The sequence below is a fragment of the Magnetospirillum sp. LM-5 genome, assembly GCF_902729445.1.
GTDB lineage: Bacteria > Pseudomonadota > Alphaproteobacteria > Rhodospirillales > Magnetospirillaceae > Magnetospirillum.
This window is the reverse complement of the sequence record NZ_CACVCE010000056.1, coordinates 26,255-48,368: the sequence shown is the minus strand read 5'-3', so window position 1 is coordinate 48,368 and position 22,114 is coordinate 26,255. Positions and strand designations below refer to the sequence as shown.

The following is a 22,114-nucleotide window of genomic DNA, read 5'->3' as shown; positions in this document are numbered from 1 at the left end:
TCGGTTCCGCCGATACACGCCCCCCCCCCGATTCGCTGTGATGGGCCAGCGCACCACAGCGACCGGGGATACCATGATAGTCGATCTGATCACCGCCCAGAATGCCGCCGCCAACCAAACGCTGCTGAGGGAGATGCATCGCCAGCGCCACCGCGTCTTCAAGGAGCGGATGGGCTGGGACGTCTCCAGCGTCAATGGCGAGGAACGCGACCAGTTCGATCGGCCCGACACCGCCTATCTGGTCGTCAATGCGCCTGACGGACAGGTCCTTGGGTCGTGGCGCCTGCTGACCACCGAGAAGGACTATATGGCTTCGACGGTGTTCCGCCACCTGTTTGACGGCCATACCCCGCCCAGCGCCCCCAACGTGTGGGAGTGCAGCCGCTTCGCCGTCGAATCGAGCGGCCTGGCGCAAACCACCGACGGGATCGACCGCGCCACCGCCTATCTGCTGGTCAGCATCGTCGAATGTGCGTTCACCTATGGGATCGACGAGTTGGTCACCGTCGAGGACATCGCGGTGGCCCGCCTGATGCACCGCGCCCTGGGCATGAAGCCGTCCTGGCATGGCTCGGTTCATACCCTTGGCAACACCCGCGCGATGGTGGCGCGTTATCCCGTCACCGGTGACCTGGTGCAACGCCTGCGCACCAAGTACGGCGCCCCCACCCCGATCATTCGTCAATTCGGCCTGTGGCAACTGCCCGAGGCCGCGTGATGGCCCCCCGCCGCTCGCAAGCAGCCCTGCGGCAGGAAGCCAAGGATCTATGCCTGGCGGTCGATTATGTCGCCCGCCACGCCCAGCAAAGCGGATTCACCCTGGCCGCCCGCCTGCTCGAGGTGGCCGGGGCCATGATCTCGGAAGACAAGCGCCTGATCGCGCGCCCCAAGGGAAGGAAGACCGATGAACGCTCAAGCACTGCGTAAGCCCAGGATCAGCCGCCTGGAAGAAGCCCAGGCCGACCTGCACGCCCGCACCCAACGCTCGCGCAAGATGGCGGCCGACCGCTCGGAAGTCATCAACGGGGCCATGGCCGCCTCGGGCATCGCGCCGCCGCCGATCTTCATCGCCGACAACCAGGGCGCCCATTTCACCGACCTGGACGGCAATTCCTATCTCGATACCTGCATGGGCTTCGGCGTCCATGTGCTGGGCCACCGCCCCAAGGTGGTTGCCGACGCCATCAAGGCCCAGGCCGACAAGGGCTGGCACTTCAGCCTGCGCGGCGCCGACCAGTTGGCTTATGCCCACCGGATCCAGGCGGCGTCGCCCACCAACCAGCGCGTCGTGCTGGCCAACACCGGCACCGAGGCGACCCTTTACGCCATCCGCGCCGCCCGCGCCCTGACCGGCAAGACCAAGATCGCCCTGTTCGACATTTCCTATCACGGCGCCCACGACACCGCGCTGGTGTGGGCGGCGCCCGGCTCGACGCCCGAGCAGGTGGTGCCGATGACCCTGGGCCACGGCATCCCGGCTGCGGTCACCGACGACGTCTTGCTGCTGCCCTATCGCCATCCGCTGGCGATCGCCGCGATCCGCGCCCAGGCCCACGAATTGGCCGCCATCCTGGTCGAGCCGGTCCAGGGATCGAACCCCGAGGGCGATGTCGGCCCGTTCCTGGCCGAATTGCGCGCCGTCTGCGACGAATTCGGCATCATCTTGATCTTCGACGAGGTGCTGACCGGCTTCCGCCTGGGCTATCAGGGCGCGCAAGGCAAGTTCGGAATCGCCGCCGACATCTCGACCTACGGCAAGGTCGCCGGCGGCGGCCTGCCGATCGGCGTGGTCGCCGGCAAGGCCGACCTGATGGCCACCTTCGGCGACTTCACCGCGGCCAAGGGCATCTTCTTCGGCGGCACCTTCTCGGGCAACCCGATGAGCATCGCCGCCGGCCTGGCCGCGCTGAGCGAACTTCAGGCCCGGCCCGACATCTACGCCCATGTCGATCGCCTGACCGCCAAGGTCACCCAGGGCTTCAACGCCCATGCCGAGGCCAACAACTATCCCGCCCGCATCGTCAGTTGCGGCTCGATGTGGCAGGTGTTCTTCCAAAGCGAGGCGCTGTCGTCCTTCGACTATGCCGGAAAGGAAGCCGAAGGCGCCTTCTACCTGCATTGCCTGGCCCAGGGCTTGTTCATCCACGCCACCCACCGCTGTTTCTTCTCGGCGGCCCACACCGAGGCCGATGCCGACTTCGTGCTGGATGTTCTCTCGCAAAGCCTGGCGGCGACCCGCGAAGACGGACTGATCTGATGGAGCGCCCCATGACCCAGGATATCCGCTTCGCCTATGGCAACCGCCTGCTGCTGGGATCGGCCCGCAAACGATTGGCCGAGGCGGCGCAATTGCTGCAGCAGACTCAATTGTCGGCCGAGGCCAAGGCGGTGATCGCCACCTTGATCGACTGCGCCGACGACGCCATGGCCGATTGCCTGGACCACGGCGACAGCGTGGTCCGCGAGATGATCCCGGTCCGCGCCCGGGGAACGGGGGCCGCATGCATTCGCTGATGCAAGAGGGCGACGGCTGGCGCATTTCCGGCCCCGACGGCTCGGTACGACTGTCGGCCGATCAGGCGGTGCTGATGGCCCAGCACATCCTGCGGATCGAGCAAGACGAATCCGCCGCCCCCGGCACGGTACGCGACGATTCCTCGGAAACCCTGACGCAACGGGTGATCCGGCTGATCCAGGCCGACTTGGGTGGCGGCACCTTCGTACCCGGTCAACGCCTGGAGGAAAACTCGCTGGCCAAGCGCTATGGGGTGTCGCGGACCCCGGTGCGCGAGGCCTTGACCCAATTGGCAGCGTCCGGGCAGATCGTTCGGATGCCCAGGCGCGGTTGCCGGGTCGCCGGAGCGAAGCTGGCGGCCGCCGAATGACCGCCCGAAATCTTAGACGCAGGGGCGGATATAGGGGCGGTTGATCTCCCACAACTCGTCCAGCAGCGCCTGGGCGGCGGTGGTGGAATTGACCACCGGGTCGACCAGCAGCGCCTGCAGCGCCAGTTCCTTCGAGGCGTGCACCGCCGCCTCGACGGCCAGTTGCTGGACGCTGGCCTGCACCGACAGCAGCTTGGCGATCGGATCGGGCAGCGGACCCAGCGACACCGGATGAATTCCGGCCGAATCGACGATGGCCGGCACCTCGACCGCCAGGTCGGCCGGCAGGTTGGGAATGGCGCCGCGATTGTGCAGCACCGCCGATTCCAGATAGCGGTGGGAATTGTGCAAAATGGCCTCGATCACCTGGTCGGATCGCTCGGCCGGGCCGTGGCGCCATTCGTCGGGCAGCGGCCCGCCGGCCAGCACGCCTTCGATGGTGGTCTTCAGTTCGGCCCGCTCGCGCTCGTCGGCGGCGAAGTCATAGCCGTGCTCGCCACCTTCCCAGCCATAGGGGACGTATTCGCCCAGATGGTCGTCGCTGCAGGTCGGCCAATAGCCGAAACTGTGCATCAGGCGACGTGACAGCGGCTGGAAGGCGGGGTCGAAGGTCTTTTCGATCTCGCGGAACCGCGGATACAGATCCTCGCCGGTGTGGCGGTCGCGGATGCCCAGCACCCACTGGAAATGATTAAGGCCGGCGCCCCACAATTCAAGATCGAACCACGAACGGTCCATCATGTGGCAGATATCGCCCCGGGCCATGAAGATGCCGTGGCACAGGCCCAGGCACTTGATCTTGGAATATTTGGCCAGCGCCAGGACGATGCGGCTTTCCGGGTTGGCGTAGTTGATCAGCAGCGCGTCGGGGCACAGTTCCTCCATGTCGCGCACGATGTCGAAGATCAAGGGAAGCGTGCGCATGGTGAAGAACAAGCCGCCGGGACCGCCATTTTCGCCCAGGGTCTGGCGGATGCCGTGCTTGCGGGGAATCTCGAAATCCATCTTCCACAGGCGATTGCGGTCGATCGCCACGGAATTGATGACGAAGCCGGCTCCCGCCAGGGCGGCCCGCCGGTCGGTGGTGCTTTCGATGGTCAGGCCGGCGCCACCCTCGCGGTTCATGATGCGGGCCAGCGCGGTCATGCGCTCCAGCGCTTCCGGGTTGGTATCGACCAGGACCATGGTGCAGCCGGCCAGCGACTTGGTGTTGAAGATGTCGCGGAAGGTCGAAAGCCCGAAGGACATCGAGCCGGCGCCGATGAACACGATACGCGCGTTATTGGTCATGGCACGCCTCCCTCCGCTTGATCACTCAAAGATAAGCGCGAAACACCCCGCACGCTAGGCCTTGCCGGTCTCGGCCCTCTGGACATGGGCAGGAAGGGTGAAGATGAACGAGGTGCCCAGGTTGGCCCCGGGGGAATCGACCCAGATGCGCCCGCCATGGCCTTCGACGATCTTCTTGCAGATGGCCAGGCCGATGCCCGAACCGCCGCTGAATTCATCGCGCCCATGCAGGCGCTGGAAGATGCGAAACACCCGGTCGAAATTCTCGCGCGCGATGCCGATGCCGTTGTCGGTCACCGAGAACCGCCAGGCCCCGGCCTCGCGATCGGCGCTGACGGCGATGCGGGGCGGCGTACCGGGGATGGCATATTTGACCGCGTTGCCGATCAGGTTCTGGAACAACCTGACCATATCGTCCTCGGAGGCAAAAATCTCGGGCATGTCGCCGACCTCGACCGCGCCGCCGCTTTCCTCCAGCGCCACGCTCAATTGCAGGATCGCCCGCTGCAGGGCGTCGCCCGACCGGATCATCTGCTTGGGCGACGACATCCGGCCGATCCGCGACAATTGCAGCAGATCCAGCACCAGGCGGTCCATGCGGCTGGCGCCGTCCTTGGCAAAGCCCAGGAACTCGCGCAGTTCGGGGGCGCAGCCTTCGCCCAGGCGGCGCTCGATCAAGGCGATGTAGCTGCTGATCATGCGCAAGGGCTCGCGCAGATCGTGGCTGGCGACATAGGCGAACTGTTCCAGTTCCTCGTTGGAACGCTGCAGCTTTTCCCGGACCTGGCGGGCGTCGGTGACGTCGAAGCAGGCCGACAGGAAACCGGACGGCTTGCCATCGGGGTCAAGCAGCGGCCGGGTGGTCTGATGCACCCACCGATACTCGCCGTCGGCCGCCATCAGGCGATACTCGCAATCGGCCGACAGCGTCACCGCACCACGATCGTCGGCATGGATGCCGGCCAGCCAGCCTTCGCCCTGTTCCGTCGCGGTATCGCGGCCGGTGAATTCCTTCCAGGTGCGGTTGACCGAGTCGCACAATCCGTCCATGTCGGTGCGGCGGATCAGGGCCGGAAAGGTTTCCAGCACCCGCATGTAGTAGTCGCGGGCTTGGGCCAGGCTTTCATGCGCTTGGCTGCGCGCCCGTTCGCGCGAGCGGCTGACCCGCACCAACGCGATGGTGATGACGGTGATCACCCCCAACAACACCAGGTCGCCCAGAATACGCGGCAGAGCCGGCTTCAAGATGTCGGCGATCGAGGCGCTGACGCCGATGGTCAGTCCCCACGGCTCGACCGTGCGGATCGCCACCATGCGGCGGACACCGTCAACTCCGCCGGTTGCCTCCTGAAGCGAGGCGGGCTTGCCCGAATTGAGGTGGGCGACCATGGCCGGCGCCTGCGCCAAGGAGAGGCCGATGGCGTCGCCATCAAGGTCGGGCGCGCGCGCCAGGATGATGTGATGGCGGTTCGAGAGCGAGATGGCGCCCGACGGTTCCGATGGCAAGGCGGCATCCAGCATGGCGGCGAAGATGGCCGGCGAAATCGCCGACACCACCACCGCCTTCAGCTTGCCGTCGTCATCATCGACACCACGGGCGGCGAAGACGATGGTGCGGTTCAACAGGCCCTTGACCGGCTCGCCGACGAACAGGCCATCATCCTTGGGATTGTCGCGGAAATAGGTCAGGTACGAGCGGTCGCCGACATTCTTGCCGACAAGGTTGGCGGCTGTGGAATGCAAGATGGTGCCGTTTGGGGCGACCACGGTGATGGTCAGCGCCTCGGCATGGATTTTGGCCCGGGCGGTCAGATAGCGATGGAACGCCGACGCACCGGGCGGGCCGGCCATCGTCAGTTCCGTGCCGGTATCGGCCAGCATGCGGTCGATCCCCAGGAACACCTGATGGGTGCGGGCTTCGACCACCCGGGCCAAGGCTTCCAGCCGCTCGCGCGCGTCGGCTCGGCGGGTAGCGTAGATATGAGAGACGTCCCACACCACCATGGTCAAGGTCAGCAAGACCACCAGCGGAGCCCAGAACCAGTCTCGTCCCGGCAAACCAGACTTCATGCCACCCTCGGATCATCCGGACGTATGTAACGATAGGCCCAAGCCGGGAGAAGAGGAAGACGCATTGTGGATCGGTGTCGCGGCAGCGCCCTGGCAGGCAAGGGCTTCTCAGCCAGGAGAGAATACATGAAAACACCCCGTACAAGCGAAAAGACCCTGGGCGCGCCCAGGGCCTTTCCATGATCCAAACCGGAAGCGGCTTAGTTCTTGGCCTTGTCGACCAGCTTGTTCTTGGCGATCCACGGCATCATGCCGCGCAGGCGCTCGCCGACCTGCTCGATCGGGTGCTCGGACTGGATGCGGCGGGTCGCCTTGAACGAAGGCTGGCCGGCCTTGCATTCCAGCATCCAATCGCGGACGAAGCGGCCGGACTGGATGTCTTCCAGCACGCGCTTCATTTCCTTCTTGGTCTCTTCGGTGACGATGCGCGGGCCGGTCACGTAATCGCCGTATTCGGCGGTGTTCGAGATCGAGTAGCGCATGTTGGCGATGCCGCCCTCATAGATCAGGTCGACGATCAGCTTCACTTCGTGCAGGCACTCGAAATAGGCCATTTCCGGGGCGTAGCCCGCTTCGACCAGGGTCTCGAAGCCGTATTGGATCAGCTTGGTCAGGCCGCCGCACAGCACCACCTGCTCGCCGAACAGGTCGGTTTCGCATTCCTCGCGGAAGTTGGTCTCGATGATGCCCGAACGGCCGCCGCCGATGGACGAGGCATAGGACAGGGCGATTTCCAGGGCGTTGCCGGTGGCGTTCTGGGCCACGGCCACCAGGCACGGCACGCCGCCACCCTTCAGGTACTCGCCGCGCACGGTGTGGCCGGGGCCCTTGGGGGCGACCATGAACACGTCGAGGTCGGCGCGCGGCACGATCAGGCCAAAATGGACGTTCAGTCCGTGGGCGAACACCAGGGCGGCGCCCTGCTTCATGTTGTCGGCCAGGTCGGTCTTGTAGATGTCGGCCTGCAGTTCGTCCGGGGTCAGCATCATGACCACGTCGGCCCACTTGGCGGCATCGGCCGGGCTCATGACCTTCAGGCCCTCGCCCTCGGCCTTCTTGACGGTGGCCGAGCCGGGACGCAGCGCCACGGCCACTTCCTTGACGCCCGAATCGCGCAGGTTCAGCGCGTGAGCGTGGCCCTGGCTGCCATAGCCGACAATGGCGACCTTCTTGCCCTTGATCAGATTGACGTCAGCGTCACGGTCATAATAAACGCGCATGGTCTTTCCTTTCCGTCGCGGCCCCGCATGGGCCGCCATTTGAACTCGTGGGGCCTTCCTTACAGCGCGGCCGCGCCGCGTGCAATAGCCGCGACTCCGGTGCGCGACACATCGACCAGGCCCAGGGGCTCCATCAGCTTGATGAAGGCATCGACCTTCTCGGTGGCGCCGACCACCTCGAACACGAAGCTTTCATTGGTCGAATCGATGGCGCGCGCGCGGAAGATGTCGGCGATGCGCAAGGATTCCACCCGCTTTTCGCCGGTGCTCGACACCTTGACCAGAGCCAGCTCGCGGCCGACATGCGGGCCTTCGATGGTCAGGTCCGACACCTTGTGCACCGGCACCAGGCGACGCAGCTGGTTCTTGATCTGCTCGATGATCTGACGGGTGCCGCTGGTGACGATGGTGATGCGCGACAGATTGTCGGCCGCGTTGACCTCGGCCACCGTCAGGCTTTCGATATTGTAGCCGCGCCCCGAGAACAGACCGATGACCCGGGCCAGCACGCCCGATTCGTTGTCAACCAGGACGGCGATGGTGTGGCGCTGGATTTCTTCGTGCTTGATCATTGTTCCTTACCCCCTGCTCACACCAAGACCATGCCGTCTTCTTCCGAACCCGGATGCTCGACCGAGCGATCCTCCGGACCCAGCACCATCTCGTTGTGGGCCATGCCGGGCATGATCATCGGGAAGCAGTTTTCCGAGGCGTCGGTGCGCAATTCCGCCACCACCGGACGATCGACCGAGATCATCTCGTTGATCAGGTCGTCGACCTGGCTGGGCTTGTCGGCGCGCAGGCCCACCGCGCCGAAGGCTTCCGCCAGCTTGACGAAGTCCGGATGGGTGTGCATGTGGCTTTCCGAATAGCGGCCACCATGGATCAGTTCCTGCCACTGGCGGACCATGCCCATATACTGGTTGTTCAAGATGAACACCTTCACCGGCAGCTTGTGCTGGGCCAGGGTGGCGAGTTCCTGGATGTTCATCTGGATCGAGGATTCGCCGGCGATGTCGATGACCAGGGCGCCGGGATGGGCCACCTGCACGCCCATGGCGGCCGGCAGGCCGTAGCCCATGGTGCCCAGACCGCCCGACGTCAGCCAATGGTTCGGCTTCTCGAAGCGGAAGTGCTGGGCCGCCCACATCTGGTGCTGCCCGACCTCGGTGGCGATGAAGGGGTTCTTGTGCTTGGTCAGCTCGTACAGACGCTGGATGGCATATTGCGGCTTGATGATCGAGTTCGAGGCCGGGTAATGCAGGCAGTTCTTGCCCCGCCATTGCTCGATCTGCGCCCACCACGCCCGCAGGGCCTTGTCGTCGATGCGGACCTGCTTGGCCTTCCACACCTTGATCATGTCTTCCAGGATGTGGGCGGCGTCGCCGACCACCGCCAGATCGACCACCACGTTCTTGTTGATCGAGCTGGGGTCGATGTCGATGTGGATCTTCTTCGAGTTCGGCGAGAAGGCGTTCAGGCGGCCGGTGACGCGGTCGTCGAAGCGGGCGCCGACATTGATCATGACGTCGCAATCATGCATCGCCAGATTGGCTTCGTAGGTGCCGTGCATGCCCAGCATGCCCAAGGACAGCGGGTCCGAGCTGGGGAAGGCGCCCAGGCCCATCAGGGTCTGGGTGCAGGGAAAGCCGGCCAGACGGACGAACTGGGTCAGCAACTGGCAGGCGGCCGGGCCGGAATTGACCACGCCGCCGCCGACATAGACGATCGGCCGCTTGGCGGCGGCGATCATCTCGACCGCCTTCTCGATGGCCTTGAGGTCGCCCTTGACCTGCGGCTTGTACTTGCTCTTGAAGCGGGTCGGGCCGTGATATTCGCCGTGGGCCTGCACCACATCCTTGGGCAGATCGACCAGCACCGGGCCGGGACGGCCGGAACGGGCGACATGGAAGGCCTCGTGGACGATGCGCGACAGGTCGGCGACGTCCTTGACCAGGTAATTGTGCTTGGTGCACGGCCGGGTGATGCCGGTGATGTCGGCTTCCTGGAAGGCGTCGTTGCCGATCAGATGGGTCGGCACCTGGCCGGTCAGGCACACCAGCGGCACCGAATCGCACAAGGCGTCGGCCAGGCCGGTGACGGTATTGGTGGCGCCGGGACCCGAGGTCACCAGCACACAGCCGACCTTGCCGGTCGAACGGGCATAGCCCTCGGCGGCATGCACGGCGGCCTGCTCGTGGCGCACCAGGATGTGCTTCAGGCGGTTCTGCTTGAACAGCTCGTCATAGATGGGAAGGATCGCCCCGCCCGGATAACCGAAAATCACCTCTACGCCTTGGTCGACCAAAGCCTTCAAGAGGATTTCCGCTCCGTTCATTGCGCCTTGCTGTGACATCGTCCGAACCTTTCCTTATTCCTGGCCGTCCACCGGATGTGAATGCGCACGCCGACAGCGCGCGCGGGTGGGCCGCGAGCCGGTCAAACTAATCGCTCACGCAGCCCCGGTCAATAGGAAGTGGCGAATTTTCGGAAAGATTTCAGCGAAAATGCTTTCCGAAAATTGCGCGGAAATCACTTCCGGCGCATCAAGTTGGTGGCGGAACCAGGTCAGCTGGCGTTTGGCGTAGTTGCGGGTGGCCTGGGTGGCGGCATTGATGGCCGCCTCGAGATCGCATTGGCCGCGGATGTGGGCGGCCAGTTCCGGCACGCCCAGGGCCTTGCAGGCCGGCAAAGTCGGGTCAAGGTCCAACGCCAGCAAGGAGGCGACCTCGTCCAGCGCGCCTTGCTGGACCATCTGGCGGAAGCGGCCGGCGCAGGCGGCGTACAGCGCGTCGCGCGGCGGCGCCAGCGACAGGGTCAGCCAGCGGGCGGGCAACGCCCCTTCGCGCGGGTCGGCCTGCCACTCGGCCAGCGAGCGGCCGGTGGCCTCGATGACCTCGAAGGCGCGGGCCAGGCGCTGGGAATTGCCGACATCCAGCCGGGCCGCCATCACCGGATCGCGCTCGGCCAGCAGGGCGTGGAAGCGCTGGTTGCCCATCTCGGCCAGCAGTGCGCGGGCCGTGGCGCGCACCGGCTCGGGGATTTCCGGGATCGGCGAGATGCCTTGCGTCAGGGTGCGGATGTAAAGGCCGGTACCGCCGACCACCACCGGCAGCCGCCCGGCCGCCCATGCTGCCTGGATCTCGGCCGCCGCCATGTCGCGCCACAGGGCGGCGGAACAGGCGATGGACGGCGCCAGCACGCCGTACAGGCGATGGGGGGCCTGGGCCTCGTCGGCCGCCGACGGCCGCGCGGTGACCACCCGCAGGACGTCGTAGACCTGCATCGAATCGGCGTTGATCACCACGCCGTCGAACTTTCGCGCGATAGCCAGCGCCAGGGCCGACTTGCCCGAGGCGGTGGGGCCGGCGACGACGATGCCCGTGTTCATGCCGTTACCATCGGTTACCAACTTTCCTCATGCCGGGAAACTTGACCGCGTTATAGTCGATGTCATGGACAAGGTCCCGCATATCCTGGTGGTCGATGACGACCGCGACATCCGCGAGCTGCTGGCGCGCTTCCTGGTCAAGCACGGCCTGAAGGTGACCGTGGCCAAGGACGGCGCCGAGATGCACCGCCGCCTGGACGGCCATGCGGTCGATCTGGTGGTCCTGGACGTGATGATGCCCGGCGAGGACGGCCTTAGCCTGACCCGATCCTTACGCGGCCACGGTTCGACGCTGCCGATCATCATGCTGACCGCCATGGGCGAGGAGACCGACCGCATCGTCGGCCTGGAAGTCGGCGCCGACGATTACCTGCCCAAACCGTTCAACCCGCGCGAATTGCTGGCCCGCATCAAGGCGGTGCTGCGCCGCTATTCGGCGCCCTTTCCCGCCCCTGGTCCGCTGGGCAAGGCGGTCTGCTTCGCCGGCTGGGGATTGAATCTCGACACCCGCGACCTGACCAACCCGGAGGGCGTGATGGTGGCGCTGTCGGCCGGCGAGTTCGACCTGCTGCGCGTGTTCGTCGAACATCCGCGCCGGGTGCTGTCGCGCGACCAGTTGCTGGACCTGGCGCGCGGGCGCCAGGCCATCGCCTTCGACCGCTCGATCGACATCCAGGTCAGCCGCCTGCGCCGCAAACTCGATGACGACCCCAAGGAGCCGCAATTGATCAAGACCGTCCGCGGCGGCGGCTATCTGTTCACTCCGGAAGTGACCGCGTCATGCCCCGCCTGATCCCCGACAGCATGGTCGGCCGCACCGCCTTGGTGCTGGTGGCGGCGTTGGCCTTAAGCTTGGGCGCAGCCTTGTTCGTGTTCGCCGGCTCGCGCAGCGAGGCGCTGGCCGCGCTGGGCGGGCGCAACGCCGCCGAACGGGTCGCGGCCCTGGTCGCCCTGGTCGAGGAAACCCCGCCCGAGGCCCGCCGCCACGTCCTGCGCCGCATGGACAGCACCGGCTTTCGCGCCGGCTGGGGCGCCAATCCGCTGGTCGGCGACAGCGAGGAACCGTTCGGCCTGGCCAAGGCGGTGGCGCGCGACCTGGCCCCGGCCCTGGACGGCCGCCAGATCCGGGTGGCGATGGGGCCGCCACCGCCCGGTCCGACCCAACATCCGCAAGGCATGGGCATGGGCGGAGGACCCGGGGGAGGACCCGGGGGCGGGTTCGGCCTGGGCCACGGCCTGCACGGCCCGGCGCTGCGCATTTCGGTCCGGCTGTACGACGGGTCATGGCTGAACGTCTTCGCGCCGTTGGATTTGGGCGAGCCGCTGTGGGGCTTGCGCTTCCTGGGGCCGGTGGTCGCGGCCCTTCTGGCGGTGACCCTGGCCGCCTTGTGGGCGGTACGCCGCGCCACCCGGCCGTTTGCCACCTTCGCCGCCGCCGCCGAGCGGCTGGGATTGGAGATCACCGCGCCGCCGGTCCCGGAAACCGGCCCGCGCGAGGTGCGCAAGGCGGCGCACGCCTTCAACGTCATGCAAGGCCGCATCCGCCGCTTCGTCGATGACCGCACCCAGATGCTGGCGGCGATCAGCCACGACCTGCGCACGCCGATCACTCGCCTGAAACTGCGGGCCGAGTTCATCGACGACGAGGACGAGCGCACCCGCTTGCTGGCCGACCTGGATGAGATGGAGCGGATGATCGCCGCCACTTTGTCTTTCGCCAAGGACGACGCCCTGCGCGAGGACCGCCGCCCGGTCGATGTCGCCGCCCTGGTCCAGGGCCTGGCCGAGGATCTGGGCGGCAGCTACGACGGCCCCGACCGCCTGGTGATCGAGGCCCGCCCCACCGCCCTGAAACGGGCCATCGCCAATCTGATCGAGAACGCCGTCAAATATGGCGGCTCCGCCCGCTGCCGGCTGGAAGCCCAAATCGGCCAGACGGTGCTGACCGTCGAAGATGACGGCCCGGGCATCCCGGAAGCGGAGTTCGAACGGGTCTTCGCCCCCTTCGTCCGACTGGAGGCCAGCCGCAACCGCGACACCGGCGGCACCGGCCTGGGCCTGGCGGTGGCCCGCGCCGCCATTCGCGCCCATGGCGGCGACGTCGTCTTGTCGAACCGCCCGGAAGGCGGCCTGACCGTGACTGCACAAATTCCAAACGCTCCAATTATTCCTGCGGCAAATGCCTGATGCAAAGCCCCTGTGGTTGAATTATCGTCTGAACTGTCGCCTCGGGTTTCCCCCGGGCCGGCACGGTCCGTGTCAAGGAGTATCCCCCTCATGCGTCGCCTGATGATCGTAGCCTCGGCCGGCCTGCTGCTCAGCGCCTGCCAGACAGTCCAGAACAGTGCCGGTGCGCCCACCACCTACCAGGACCCGGCGACGCTGGGCGCGGTCAAAGGCGTCGGCATCGAAAGTCAGGATATCGTCAGCATGACCGACCAGATGATGCGCGACATGCTGACCGAACCGCGTCTGGCCAATGCCGCCACCCCGCCGAACGTCATTCTGGATGCCGAATATTTCGTCAATGAAAGCTCGTCGCGGATCAATCGCAACTCGATCACCGACCGGCTGCGCGTCAGCCTGCAGCGCGCCAGCCAGGGCCGGCTGAACTTCGTCGGCCGTCATTACGCCAACATGGTGCAGTCCGAACGCAACCTGAAGCGCCAGGGCGTCGTCGACAAGGGCACCACCGGCACCGCCGCCGCGCAAAGGGGTGGTGACTACCGCCTGGGTGGCCGCATCACCTCGCTGGATGCCCGCGACCCCAGGACCGGCATGATGAGCCGCTACACCCAGATCATCTTCGAGATGGCTGACCTGGAAAGCGGCGACATCGTGTGGAGCGGCATCTACGAATTCTCGAAGGCCGGCGCCGACGACGTCATCTACCGCTAAGCGGGCTGCTCACTTAAGGGGGGAAGGCGTCATGTCGTCCACGGGAATAGCCCATCGATTGCTGCTCTCGGCGGCCTCGCTCGCTTTGTTGTCCGCCTGCCAGACGGCGCGCGAGCAAGAGGCCACGGTCAAGCCCGAGGTCGCCCATTCCTATCTGGCCGACAAGCCGGCCGAGTTGAAGAGGCATTTCTTCGTCACCCTGACCCAGGGGCCGCGCAATCAGGTGCTGAACGACATGCGCCTGGGCTTGGCCGCCGTCGAGATGGGCAACGACAAGCTGGCCGAGCAACTGCTTGACGAAGCCCTGGGCAATATCGAGACCATCTACGTCAACAACGAAAGCGCCGCCAAGGCCCGCGAGCTGTTCACCAAGGAACTGATCAAGGACTTCAAGGGCGAGCCCTATGAACGGGCCATGGCCTATTATTATCGCGGCTTGCTGTATCTGAAGGCCGGCGATTACGACAATGCCCGCGCCAGCTTCAAGGGCGGCTTCATCCAGGATTCCTTCGCCGACGAAGAACAAAATCAGGCCGATTTCGGCTTGATGCCGTTCCTGCAGGGCTGGGCGTCGCGCTGTCGCGGCAACAGCGTGACCGCCGACGAGGATTTCAAGGAGTTCAAGGGCATCAAGCCCGACTTCCCGCTGCCCGACGCCAAGGATAATACCCTGGTGCTGATCGAGACCGGCTCGGCCCCGGTCAAGTACAGCGCCACCGACCCCGACAGCGCCAAGCCCCGTTATCTGAAATACCGCCGCGCCAGCGCCACCGAGACCGCCCGCATCCGCTTCACCGACCTGGTCGATGCTCCTCAGCCGGTCAAGAAGGGGGCCAAGGCGGCCCCGCCGCCGCCCAAGGCGGTCGATCGCACCGTCGAGCCCCGCCTGCTCGAGGATGTCTTCTACCAGGCCTCGACCCGCGGCGGGCGAGAGTTCGATTCGGTGCTGGCCGGCAAGGCCCAATTCAAGCAGGGCGCCAACGTCGTCGGCAACGTCGCCATGACCGGCGCCATGGTCGCCGCCGCCGTCGCGATGAATTCCAACAACCGGGGCAACCAGCGCGATTCGGCCGCCGCCGCCGGCATCTTGCTGCTGATGGCCGTCGCCGCCAAGGCCGCCGCCGAAGCCGCCGAACCCGACGCCGACGTCCGTTATTGGGACAATCTGCCCGACCGGGTCCATGCGGTGACGCTGCCCTTGCCCGCCTCGGTCAACAGCCTGTCGGTCGATTTCATGGCCTCGGACGGAACCGTGCTGCGCACGCGTGAGGCCAGTGTCACCCGGGCCGGGCCGTGCGCGATTTCGTGGGTCAGGGGCGAGTCCGCCATCCCGGCCAACCCGCGCGCGCCGGCCAGCACCAACAGCGCCGGGATGTTCGCGCCGGTGGTGATCCCGCCGCTGCCCGCCCCCGCCCCCGCCCCGGCACCCGAGGCGAAGCCCGCCGCCGAGGCCGCGAGCGACCAACCCAAGAGCTGACGACCAGCAGAAGGAAGCCGAATCCGATGAAAAAGTTCGTCATGGCCGCCGCCGGACTGGCCGGCATCTCCGCCCTGGCCGGCTGCGCCCAGGTGCAAGAGCCCGCGCCCATTTGCAGCATGGCCGGCATTTCGGCCCAGCGTCAGCTGGTCGCCCTGCCGGCGGCCGCCCCGGGCGAGCCGTCGCCGCTGCTGGAAATGCCGCTCAATTCGGTGTCGATCACCGATTTCAACGTCATCAACAAGCTGTTCGTCCGCACCGTCAGCGCCCAGCGCACCCCCACCGGGACGGTCAAGGTGATCAGCCAGATCATCAATTGCACCGACTATCCCCTGAACATCGAGGGCCGCACCCAGTTCTACGACCAGGCCCAGGCGCCAAGCGAGCAGGTCAGTGCCTGGAAGCGCCTTAATTTGGCCGCACGGACCTCGAATACTTACACCGAATCGTCGATCGGGACGAAGAACGTGCAGTACTACATGGTGGAAGTCCGGGAGACCCGCTGATGCCCAAAGCCCGCCTTGCCGCGCTTGCCCTTGCCGGCTGCGCCTTGCTGCCCGCCGCCGCCTGGTCGCAGTCGGTCGGCGGCGCCGTCCCTGATTATCAGCCGCCGCCGCCGGCCCAGGCGCCCGCCCGAAACAGCGAGGTCATGCAAAAGGCGGCCAAGGCTGGCGACGCAGCGGGCGCGTTCGGCACCCAGGCCGATGTGGTCGGCCGCTTCGCCTCGGCCTATGCCGCCAACGGCAAGCCCAAGCTGGCGCTTTTCTGGAACCGTCAGCTGTCGGAAACGCTGAACGAGTGGTATTCCGACACCCGCATCGTCAACCGCACCGAATCGAACTCGACCATGTCGGGCGAGATCAATCTGGACAAGCAAGGCAGCACCCAGAACACCACCGAGATTCAGCGGCGCGTCCAGGACCGTCGGCGCGGCCAGGTGTCGGAAAGCTTCGAGTGGGAGTTCCAGGACGGCTTCCTGGCCCCCTTCCTGGAAGCCGGCGCCACCATCTTGGACCGCGCCGCCATCGTGCGCTTCACCGGCGCCGACATGCAGACCACCAACGAAAATCTGGTCGAGGTCCGAGCATTGCAGGGCAAGGCCGATTTCCTGCTGGAAATCCTGGTCGCCCCCAATTGGCAGTCCAGCACCGGCTACGAGTTGCGCACCCGCATCCTCGAGGTCAAGACCGGCCGCATCGTCGCCATGGTCAATTCCAAGAACCTCAAGGAATGGAACCCGGAAAAGCAGGTGGTCGCCACCGATCGCGGCTTCGTCGAACCCGACGACGACGATGAAAGCTTCGGCCCCCAGGGCGACGACAAATACCGCGCCACCGCCACCGGCTTCGAAAAGAAAAGGAAGCCGCCGAAGCTTGCCAAGATCTCGCAGAACCTGGCCTACAACACCATGAATGGGCTGATGCGCCAGTGGAAATGACCGCCATGAACAAGCTTGCAGCCGTCACCCTGTGTGCCCTTTCCCTGGCCGCCTGCGCCGACCAGCGCCTGACGCCGCCCCCCGGGGTGGCGCCGGACTGGCCCAGCCAGACCCCGCCGCGTCCGTCCTATGCGCCGCTGCCGTGGACCGACAATTACCAGGCCGTGACCCCGGTCCAGACCATGCCGGCGGTGCCGCCCGGCCAGAACGTCCCCTATGCGGTGCCGGCGGGTGCCGCCCCGATCGCCCCGGCGCCGACCACCGTGACCTGGAAGCCCCCGGCCGCGCCGGCCGGCAATCCCGACGAGCCGCCGCCGGCCGCCGCCGCCCCGCGCGAAACCGTCGCCGCCGCCGCAGTCACCGCCGACATGGCCTGCCAATCGGTCGCCCCTTTCGTGCTCGAGGGCAAGACGGTCAAGCGCATGTGCAAGCGCACCGACGGGCAATGGGTCGCGGTGGTGGAATGACCCCATCGCATAGCGCGCACGACCTCTGATCTCTCGACCTACCCCTGTGGTTGCTGGTAATGTCCGCCTCCGTTCTTCGCAAAGCACAAGGGCAGGACACATGAACGAGGTCAAGGTCGCCATCCTGGGAGCTTCCGGCTATACCGGCGCCGAGCTGGTGCGCCTGCTGGCCCGCCATTCGGGCTTTCGCATCCAGGCGATGACCGGCGACCGCAAGGCCGGCCAGCCGATGGCTTCGGTCTTCCCGCATCTGGCAGGCCTTGACCTGCCCGATCTGGTCGCCATCGGCGATGTCGATTTCGGCGCCGTCGATGCGGTGTTCTGCTGCCTGCCGCACGGCACCACGCAAGAGGTGATCGCCGGCCTGCCGCCCCATGTCCGCACCGTCGATCTGTCGGCCGACTTCCGGCTGACCAGCCTGGATTCCTATGCCACCTGGTACGGCCACCCGCACAAGGCCCCGGAACTGCAGACCGAAGCCGTCTATGGCCTGACCGAGCTGAAGCGCGCCGCCATCAAGGGGGCGCGGCTGGTGGCCAATCCGGGTTGCTATCCGACCTCGGTGCAGTTGCCGCTGGTGCCGCTGATCAAGGCCGGCCTGATCGAGACCGGCGACATCGTCATCGACGCCAAGTCGGGCACCTCGGGGGCCGGGCGCTCGGCCAAGGAAGCCAACCTTTATTGCGAGGTGACCGAGGGCATTCACGCCTATGGCGTTGCCAGCCATCGCCACGCCCCCGAGATCGAGCAGGAACTGGCCGAGGCCGCCGGCCACCCGGTGCTGGTCAGCTTCACGCCCCACCTGATGCCGATGAGCCGGGGCATGCTGTCGACCATCAATGTGCGCCTCGCCAAGGGCGCCAAGGCCGCCGACCTTCGGGCCGAGTGGACCAAGGTCTATGGCGCCGAGTTCTTCGTCCGCGTCATGGGCGAAGGCGGCGTGCCGCAGACCCGCCATGTCCGGGGCTCGAACTTCTGCGTCATGGGCGTCTTCGACGACCGCCTGCCGGGCCGGGCCATCGTGTTGTCGGTAATCGACAATCTGGTCAAGGGCGCCTCGGGCCAGGCGCTGCAGAACATGAACCTGATGTTCGGCCTGCCCGAGACCCAAGGTCTCGACCAGCAGCCGCTGTTCCCTTAATGGTCCGATCCGAACGGAAGGTTCAGCGGGCTGAAACTTCTGTTCGATGGATCGGACCGCCAGCCCGCGTGGCGTTTGAACGGCCCCGGAACGGGGCGCCAAAGGCAAAGGAGTTGTCGATGTCCGGTCTGATCCTGCCCCACAAGGGCATCACCCCCACCATCGATGCCAGCTGCTTCATCGCCCCCAACGCCACGGTGATCGGCGACGTGGTGATCGGCGAAGGGACCAGCGTGTGGTTCGGCTGTGTCATCCGCGGCGACGTCCACGAGATTCGCATCGGGGCCAGGACCAACATCCAGGACGGCACCATCGTTCACGTCACCGGCGGCAAGCTTGGCACCTATATCGGGTCCGACATCACCATCGGGCACGGCGCCATCTTGCATGCCTGCCGCCTGGAAGATGCCTGCTTCATCGGCATGGGCGCGGTGCTGCTGGACGGCGTGGTGGTCGAATCGGGCGCGATGGTCGCCGCCGGGGCCATGGTCCCGCCGGGCAAACGGGTCAAGGCCGGCGAATTGTGGGCCGGCAACCCGGCCAAGCCGATGCGCGACCTGAAGCAGGAGGAAATCGACTTCTTCCCCCACTCGGCCGCCAACTACGTGAACCTTGCGGGCAAGTATCTGGCCGAGATCGGATAAGCCGGCCATGGCGTCAAGCCGCCCGCGCGATGGATTGCTCAGCCGGATCGCCGGCCGCCTGTTGGGTCGGCGCGATCAGCCCCAGGGGAGTCCGCCCCAAGCGCGGCAAGGCGGGTCCGACACCCAGGACAATTACGTCCCCGACGATTTCCGCATGGCCATCGATCAGATGGTGGGCGAGGACCAGGGCCGCTTCGGCATCCGCCCCCACGTGGTGTCGCTGGTCGAATACCGCGAGGCGGTGGGCGAGCGGTGGAAGAAGATCGCCGACAAGGTGATGCTGATCGCCGAAGGGGTGATCAACCTGCATCTGGGCGCCGGCAACATCTTTTCCCGCCAGGGCACCGACTTCTTCATCCTGGTCTTTCGCAACCTGCCCGCCGAGGAAGCGCGCCGCCGCGCCCTGATCATCGCGCAGGAGCTGGGCACCCGCCTGGTCGGCGACCAGTTCCAGGGCATCGACATCCCGTTGGCCCTGGCCGCCGAACTGCCGATGGCCGATGCCTTCCTCGAGGATGGCCGCCTGAACATGAAGGCGGTCGCCGCCGCGGTGTCCGAGGTGCGCTCGATCGTCGCCAGTTCGGCCCAGGCGGTGCGCAAGCCGGCCGCCCCGCCGCCCGCCCAGGCGCGGGGGCCGATCGCCACCATCCCCGCCGATCTGGTCGGCGTTCCGCCCGACGACCCGCGCTGGCGGGAATTCAGCATCAAGCAGCGCAAGGCGGCCGATCCGCAATGGCAGGTGCTTGAGTCCCGGCCCAAGGCGCCCCCGGTGCCGCCGCCGCCGCCCGGCCATTCCGGCTATACCGCCCTGCCGATCACCGGCACCTCGAAGATGAATCTGGTGTGGCGCCCGACCTGGATTGCCGACGGCGAGACCATCGGCGCCTACAAGGCCCAGGTCCTGCGCACCGATTCCGAGGGCCAGACCCCGATGGAAGGGGCGCATGCCTACAGTATCGACGACTTCACCATCCAGTCGCTGGATCGTTTCCTGATCGCCGGCGCCATGCGCGACGCGGCGGCCTCGGAACGGGCCGGCAACGGCTCGACGGTGGTGCTGCCGATCCATTGGCGCAGCCTGGCCGGCGACAACCGCATGGAATTGGTCGCCCCCTTCGCCGACCTTTTGAAGCCGGTGCGCGACAGCCGGGTGGTGATCGACCTGTTCGGCGTCCCCGACGATATCGATCCCGGCCGGCTGGCCGAGGTGATCGCCGCCAACCGTCTGCTGTGCCGCGAGGTGTGGGTGCGCACCCGTCTGGGCTATTCCCGCGCCGAAAAGGCCGCCAAGGCCGGCGCGACCGGAATCGGCATTGATCTGGCCGAACTGCCGCCCAACCAGAAGACCGACGATTCCACCTTGCTGGCCTGGCTGGACGAGTATCTGGGCGCGGCCAACCGCGCCGGCCTGGGCGCCTATGTCTGGAGCGTGCGCCGCCGCCACGCGCTGATCGGCGCGGTGCAGACCGGCTTCGCCATGGTCAACGGCCCGGCCCTGATGAAGGACATCCCCCGCCCGGCCAAGGTGCTGCCCGCCCCCAAGGCCCGCTTCACGCTGCCATCCGGATGACATCGTGGCGCCCGACGCTGGCGACCACCGCCCTGCTGGCGGTCATCGCCGCCTCGATCGTCCGCGCGGTCGCCCAATCGGCCACGGCCGGCATCGTCGCCGCCGCCGCGCTGGCGCTTTACCTGATCCTGGAAGGCGCCCGATCCAACGGCAAGGGCCGGGTAATGCTGGTGCTGGGACTGGGGGCCAGCGCCGTCACCCTGGCGGTCAACCCGGCCGGCATCTCCCTGCTGCTGAAGGCCGGGACCGAGGCCGCCGCCATCATCGGCCTGTTCACCTCGCTTGGCTTCCTGCGCGAGGCGGCCGAGACCTCGGGCCTGGTCCAGCGCTGCGGCGAGCTGATGGTCCGCCAGCCGCCGGGGCGACGCTATGCCGTGCTGACACTAGGCGCCCACGTCATCTCGCTGGTGCTGAATTTCGGCGTGCTGTCGCTGCTGGGGGTGATGATCACCAAGGGCAACACCCTGGAAGCGGCCGGCGGCGAAGCCCGCATCAAGGACATCCGCTCGCGCCGCATGCTGTCGGCGATCCTGCGCGGCTTCGCCTTGATGACGGTGTGGTCGCCGCTGTCGGTATCCTTCGCGGTGGTCCAGACCGTGGTGCACGACATCGCCTGGCAGGTGCTGTTGCCGCTGCAGGGTTTGCTGGCTGCCTTGCTGCTGGTGCTGGGCGGCTGGCTGGACCGTCGCGAGTTCCCGCCCACCTCGCGCCGGTTCGAGCCGCAGCAGGCCGCAGCCTGGACACCGCTTTTCCATCTGTGCCTGCTGATCATGGCCATCGTCGCCGCATCGGTCGGCATCGCCCAAATGCTGGGGGTGCGCATCGTCATCGGTGCGATGATCGTCATGCCGCTGGCGGCGTGGTTTTGGCTGGCGGTCCAGCGGCGCGACCCGCGTGCCGCCACCGCCCATTTGGGCCGGCGCGTCCTGGAAACCCTGCCGGGCTTCCGCAACGAGGTGGCGATGCTGGGCGGCGCCATGTTCCTGGGCATCGTCGTCGCCGCCTATGTGCCGCCGGCCGAGACGGCGCGCCTGCTGGCCGCGTTGGGCCTGCCGCCGGCGGCCCTGGTGGTGGTGCTGGCGCTGGCGGTGATGATCCTGGCGCAATTCGGCGTGTCGCAGATCATTTCCGTCACCCTGATCGGCGGCGCGCTGGCCGACCTGGCCGAGTTGGGCCTGCCGCCATTGGCGGTGGCCAGCGGCCTGATGGGGGCGTGGGCGCTGTCGGCCTGCTCGACCCCGGTGGGCGCCGCCGTGCTGACGGTGGCCCGCATCGGCCAGGTCCCGGTGATCCAGGTGGCGCGGCTTTGGAACGGCCGCTTCGTGCTGGCCGGAGCACTGCTGCTGTCGGTGTGGCTGGTGGTGGTTTGTGAAATGCTTGGACGTTAACAGAACATTAACATATAATTGTGCGCATCTTGACGTGGGAGGGTGCGATGGGGGTCGCGAAGCGTAAAGTCACTGAACCCGAGGATGACGGCCTGGCCGCGGCGATGGCCCGGCTTGAGGCGTTGGCCACCGAAATGGGCGAACAGCCCGAGCGGGACGGACCGACCCGGACGGTCGAGCAGGCGCTAAGGCTTTTGGGCATCGACCTGCCCGAGGACGATCAGTAACCCTGCCA

23 protein-coding genes are annotated in these 22,114 nt (G+C 66.7%); 17 read left to right on the top strand and 6 right to left on the bottom strand.

Features of this window, described 5'->3' with window-relative positions; genetic code table 11:
- The first annotated feature begins 73 nt into the window (after window positions 1-73).
- The 5 genes from MTBLM5_RS15580 to MTBLM5_RS15560 are packed head-to-tail and all read left to right on the top strand — an operon-like array spanning window position 74 to window position 2,885.
- Window positions 74-718 carry an acyl-homoserine-lactone synthase gene (locus tag MTBLM5_RS15580; RefSeq protein ID WP_173976983.1) on the top strand — a complete coding sequence of 215 codons (645 nt, stop codon included), beginning with the start codon at window positions 74-76 and terminating at the stop codon, window positions 716-718.
- Window positions 718-927: a hypothetical protein gene (locus tag MTBLM5_RS15575; RefSeq protein ID WP_173976982.1), complete on the top strand. Its 210-nt coding sequence runs from the start codon at window positions 718-720 to the stop codon at window positions 925-927. Before MTBLM5_RS15580 ends, MTBLM5_RS15575 begins: the two co-directional genes overlap by 1 nt.
- The gene (locus MTBLM5_RS15570; protein WP_173976981.1) at window positions 905-2,257 is read left to right on the top strand and encodes an aspartate aminotransferase family protein; all 1,353 of its coding nucleotides are present in this window, start codon (window positions 905-907) and stop codon (window positions 2,255-2,257) included. Before MTBLM5_RS15575 ends, MTBLM5_RS15570 begins: the two co-directional genes overlap by 23 nt.
- A gap of 11 nt (window positions 2,258-2,268) precedes the next feature.
- Window positions 2,269-2,514, top strand: a complete 246-nt coding sequence (locus MTBLM5_RS15565) for a hypothetical protein (protein ID WP_173976980.1) — start codon at window positions 2,269-2,271, stop codon at window positions 2,512-2,514.
- Window positions 2,502-2,885 carry a GntR family transcriptional regulator gene (locus MTBLM5_RS15560; RefSeq protein WP_254431085.1) on the top strand — a complete coding sequence of 128 codons (384 nt, stop codon included), beginning with the start codon at window positions 2,502-2,504 and terminating at the stop codon, window positions 2,883-2,885. The genes MTBLM5_RS15565 and MTBLM5_RS15560 overlap by 13 nt, the downstream gene beginning before the upstream one ends.
- Window positions 2,886-2,897: 12 nt before the next feature.
- Here MTBLM5_RS15560 and MTBLM5_RS15555 read toward each other — a convergent pair whose 3' ends face one another.
- From MTBLM5_RS15555 to miaA, 6 genes are all read right to left on the bottom strand, one after another.
- Window positions 2,898-4,175: an alpha-glucosidase/alpha-galactosidase gene (locus MTBLM5_RS15555; RefSeq protein ID WP_173976979.1), complete on the bottom strand. Its 1,278-nt coding sequence runs from the start codon at window positions 4,173-4,175 to the stop codon at window positions 2,898-2,900.
- A 54-nt stretch (window positions 4,176-4,229) separates the two neighbouring features.
- Window positions 4,230-6,245, bottom strand: coding sequence for an ATP-binding protein (locus tag MTBLM5_RS15550; protein WP_173976978.1), 2,016 nt, complete (start codon window positions 6,243-6,245; stop codon window positions 4,230-4,232).
- 200 nt (window positions 6,246-6,445) lie between these two features.
- Window positions 6,446-7,465 carry a ketol-acid reductoisomerase gene (gene ilvC / locus MTBLM5_RS15545; protein WP_173976977.1) on the bottom strand — a complete coding sequence of 340 codons (1,020 nt, stop codon included), beginning with the start codon at window positions 7,463-7,465 and terminating at the stop codon, window positions 6,446-6,448.
- 59 nt (window positions 7,466-7,524) lie between these two features.
- On the bottom strand, window positions 7,525-8,037 hold the full coding sequence (gene ilvN, locus MTBLM5_RS15540) for an acetolactate synthase small subunit (protein ID WP_068502186.1): 513 nt from the start codon (window positions 8,035-8,037) through the stop codon (window positions 7,525-7,527).
- A 17-nt stretch (window positions 8,038-8,054) separates the two neighbouring features.
- On the bottom strand, window positions 8,055-9,803 hold the full coding sequence (locus tag MTBLM5_RS15535) for an acetolactate synthase 3 large subunit (protein ID WP_371814025.1): 1,749 nt from the start codon (window positions 9,801-9,803) through the stop codon (window positions 8,055-8,057).
- Window positions 9,804-9,917: 114 nt separating this feature from the next.
- Window positions 9,918-10,856 (bottom strand): tRNA (adenosine(37)-N6)-dimethylallyltransferase MiaA, encoded by a 939-nt coding sequence (miaA, locus tag MTBLM5_RS15530; RefSeq protein ID WP_173976975.1) that lies wholly within the window; start codon window positions 10,854-10,856, stop codon window positions 9,918-9,920.
- 64 nt (window positions 10,857-10,920) lie between these two features.
- On the opposite strand from miaA, the gene MTBLM5_RS15525 reads away from it, so the two are divergent.
- From MTBLM5_RS15525 to MTBLM5_RS15470, 12 genes are all read left to right on the top strand, one after another.
- Complete coding sequence (locus MTBLM5_RS15525; RefSeq protein ID WP_173976974.1) at window positions 10,921-11,649, top strand: response regulator; 729 nt, start codon at window positions 10,921-10,923, stop codon at window positions 11,647-11,649.
- On the top strand, window positions 11,637-13,043 hold the full coding sequence (locus MTBLM5_RS15520) for an ATP-binding protein (protein WP_173976973.1): 1,407 nt from the start codon (window positions 11,637-11,639) through the stop codon (window positions 13,041-13,043). Before MTBLM5_RS15525 ends, MTBLM5_RS15520 begins: the two co-directional genes overlap by 13 nt.
- Before the next feature lie 90 nt (window positions 13,044-13,133).
- Window positions 13,134-13,754, top strand: coding sequence for a penicillin-binding protein activator LpoB (locus MTBLM5_RS15515; protein WP_173976972.1), 621 nt, complete (start codon window positions 13,134-13,136; stop codon window positions 13,752-13,754).
- A gap of 31 nt (window positions 13,755-13,785) precedes the next feature.
- A complete protein-coding gene (locus tag MTBLM5_RS15510; protein WP_173976971.1) occupies window positions 13,786-15,231 on the top strand; it encodes a hypothetical protein in 1,446 nt (481 codons plus the stop codon).
- A 26-nt stretch (window positions 15,232-15,257) separates the two neighbouring features.
- Window positions 15,258-15,737 carry a hypothetical protein gene (locus MTBLM5_RS15505; protein WP_173976970.1) on the top strand — a complete coding sequence of 160 codons (480 nt, stop codon included), beginning with the start codon at window positions 15,258-15,260 and terminating at the stop codon, window positions 15,735-15,737.
- Complete coding sequence (locus MTBLM5_RS15500) at window positions 15,737-16,669, top strand: hypothetical protein (protein ID WP_173976969.1); 933 nt, start codon at window positions 15,737-15,739, stop codon at window positions 16,667-16,669. The genes MTBLM5_RS15505 and MTBLM5_RS15500 overlap by 1 nt, the downstream gene beginning before the upstream one ends.
- Before the next feature lie 5 nt (window positions 16,670-16,674).
- A complete protein-coding gene (locus MTBLM5_RS15495; RefSeq protein ID WP_173976968.1) occupies window positions 16,675-17,136 on the top strand; it encodes a hypothetical protein in 462 nt (153 codons plus the stop codon).
- Window positions 17,137-17,236: 100 nt separating this feature from the next.
- Window positions 17,237-18,277: an N-acetyl-gamma-glutamyl-phosphate reductase gene (argC, locus tag MTBLM5_RS15490; RefSeq protein WP_173976967.1), complete on the top strand. Its 1,041-nt coding sequence runs from the start codon at window positions 17,237-17,239 to the stop codon at window positions 18,275-18,277.
- Window positions 18,278-18,396: 119 nt separating this feature from the next.
- The gene (locus tag MTBLM5_RS15485) at window positions 18,397-18,921 is read left to right on the top strand and encodes a gamma carbonic anhydrase family protein (RefSeq protein ID WP_068502222.1); all 525 of its coding nucleotides are present in this window, start codon (window positions 18,397-18,399) and stop codon (window positions 18,919-18,921) included.
- A 7-nt stretch (window positions 18,922-18,928) separates the two neighbouring features.
- Window positions 18,929-20,491: a hypothetical protein gene (locus MTBLM5_RS15480; protein ID WP_173976966.1), complete on the top strand. Its 1,563-nt coding sequence runs from the start codon at window positions 18,929-18,931 to the stop codon at window positions 20,489-20,491.
- Complete coding sequence (locus MTBLM5_RS15475) at window positions 20,488-21,879, top strand: hypothetical protein (protein WP_173976965.1); 1,392 nt, start codon at window positions 20,488-20,490, stop codon at window positions 21,877-21,879. Before MTBLM5_RS15480 ends, MTBLM5_RS15475 begins: the two co-directional genes overlap by 4 nt.
- Window positions 21,880-21,926: 47 nt before the next feature.
- Window positions 21,927-22,106 (top strand): hypothetical protein, encoded by a 180-nt coding sequence (locus tag MTBLM5_RS15470; protein ID WP_173976964.1) that lies wholly within the window; start codon window positions 21,927-21,929, stop codon window positions 22,104-22,106.
- The last annotated feature ends 8 nt before the right edge of the window (window positions 22,107-22,114 follow it).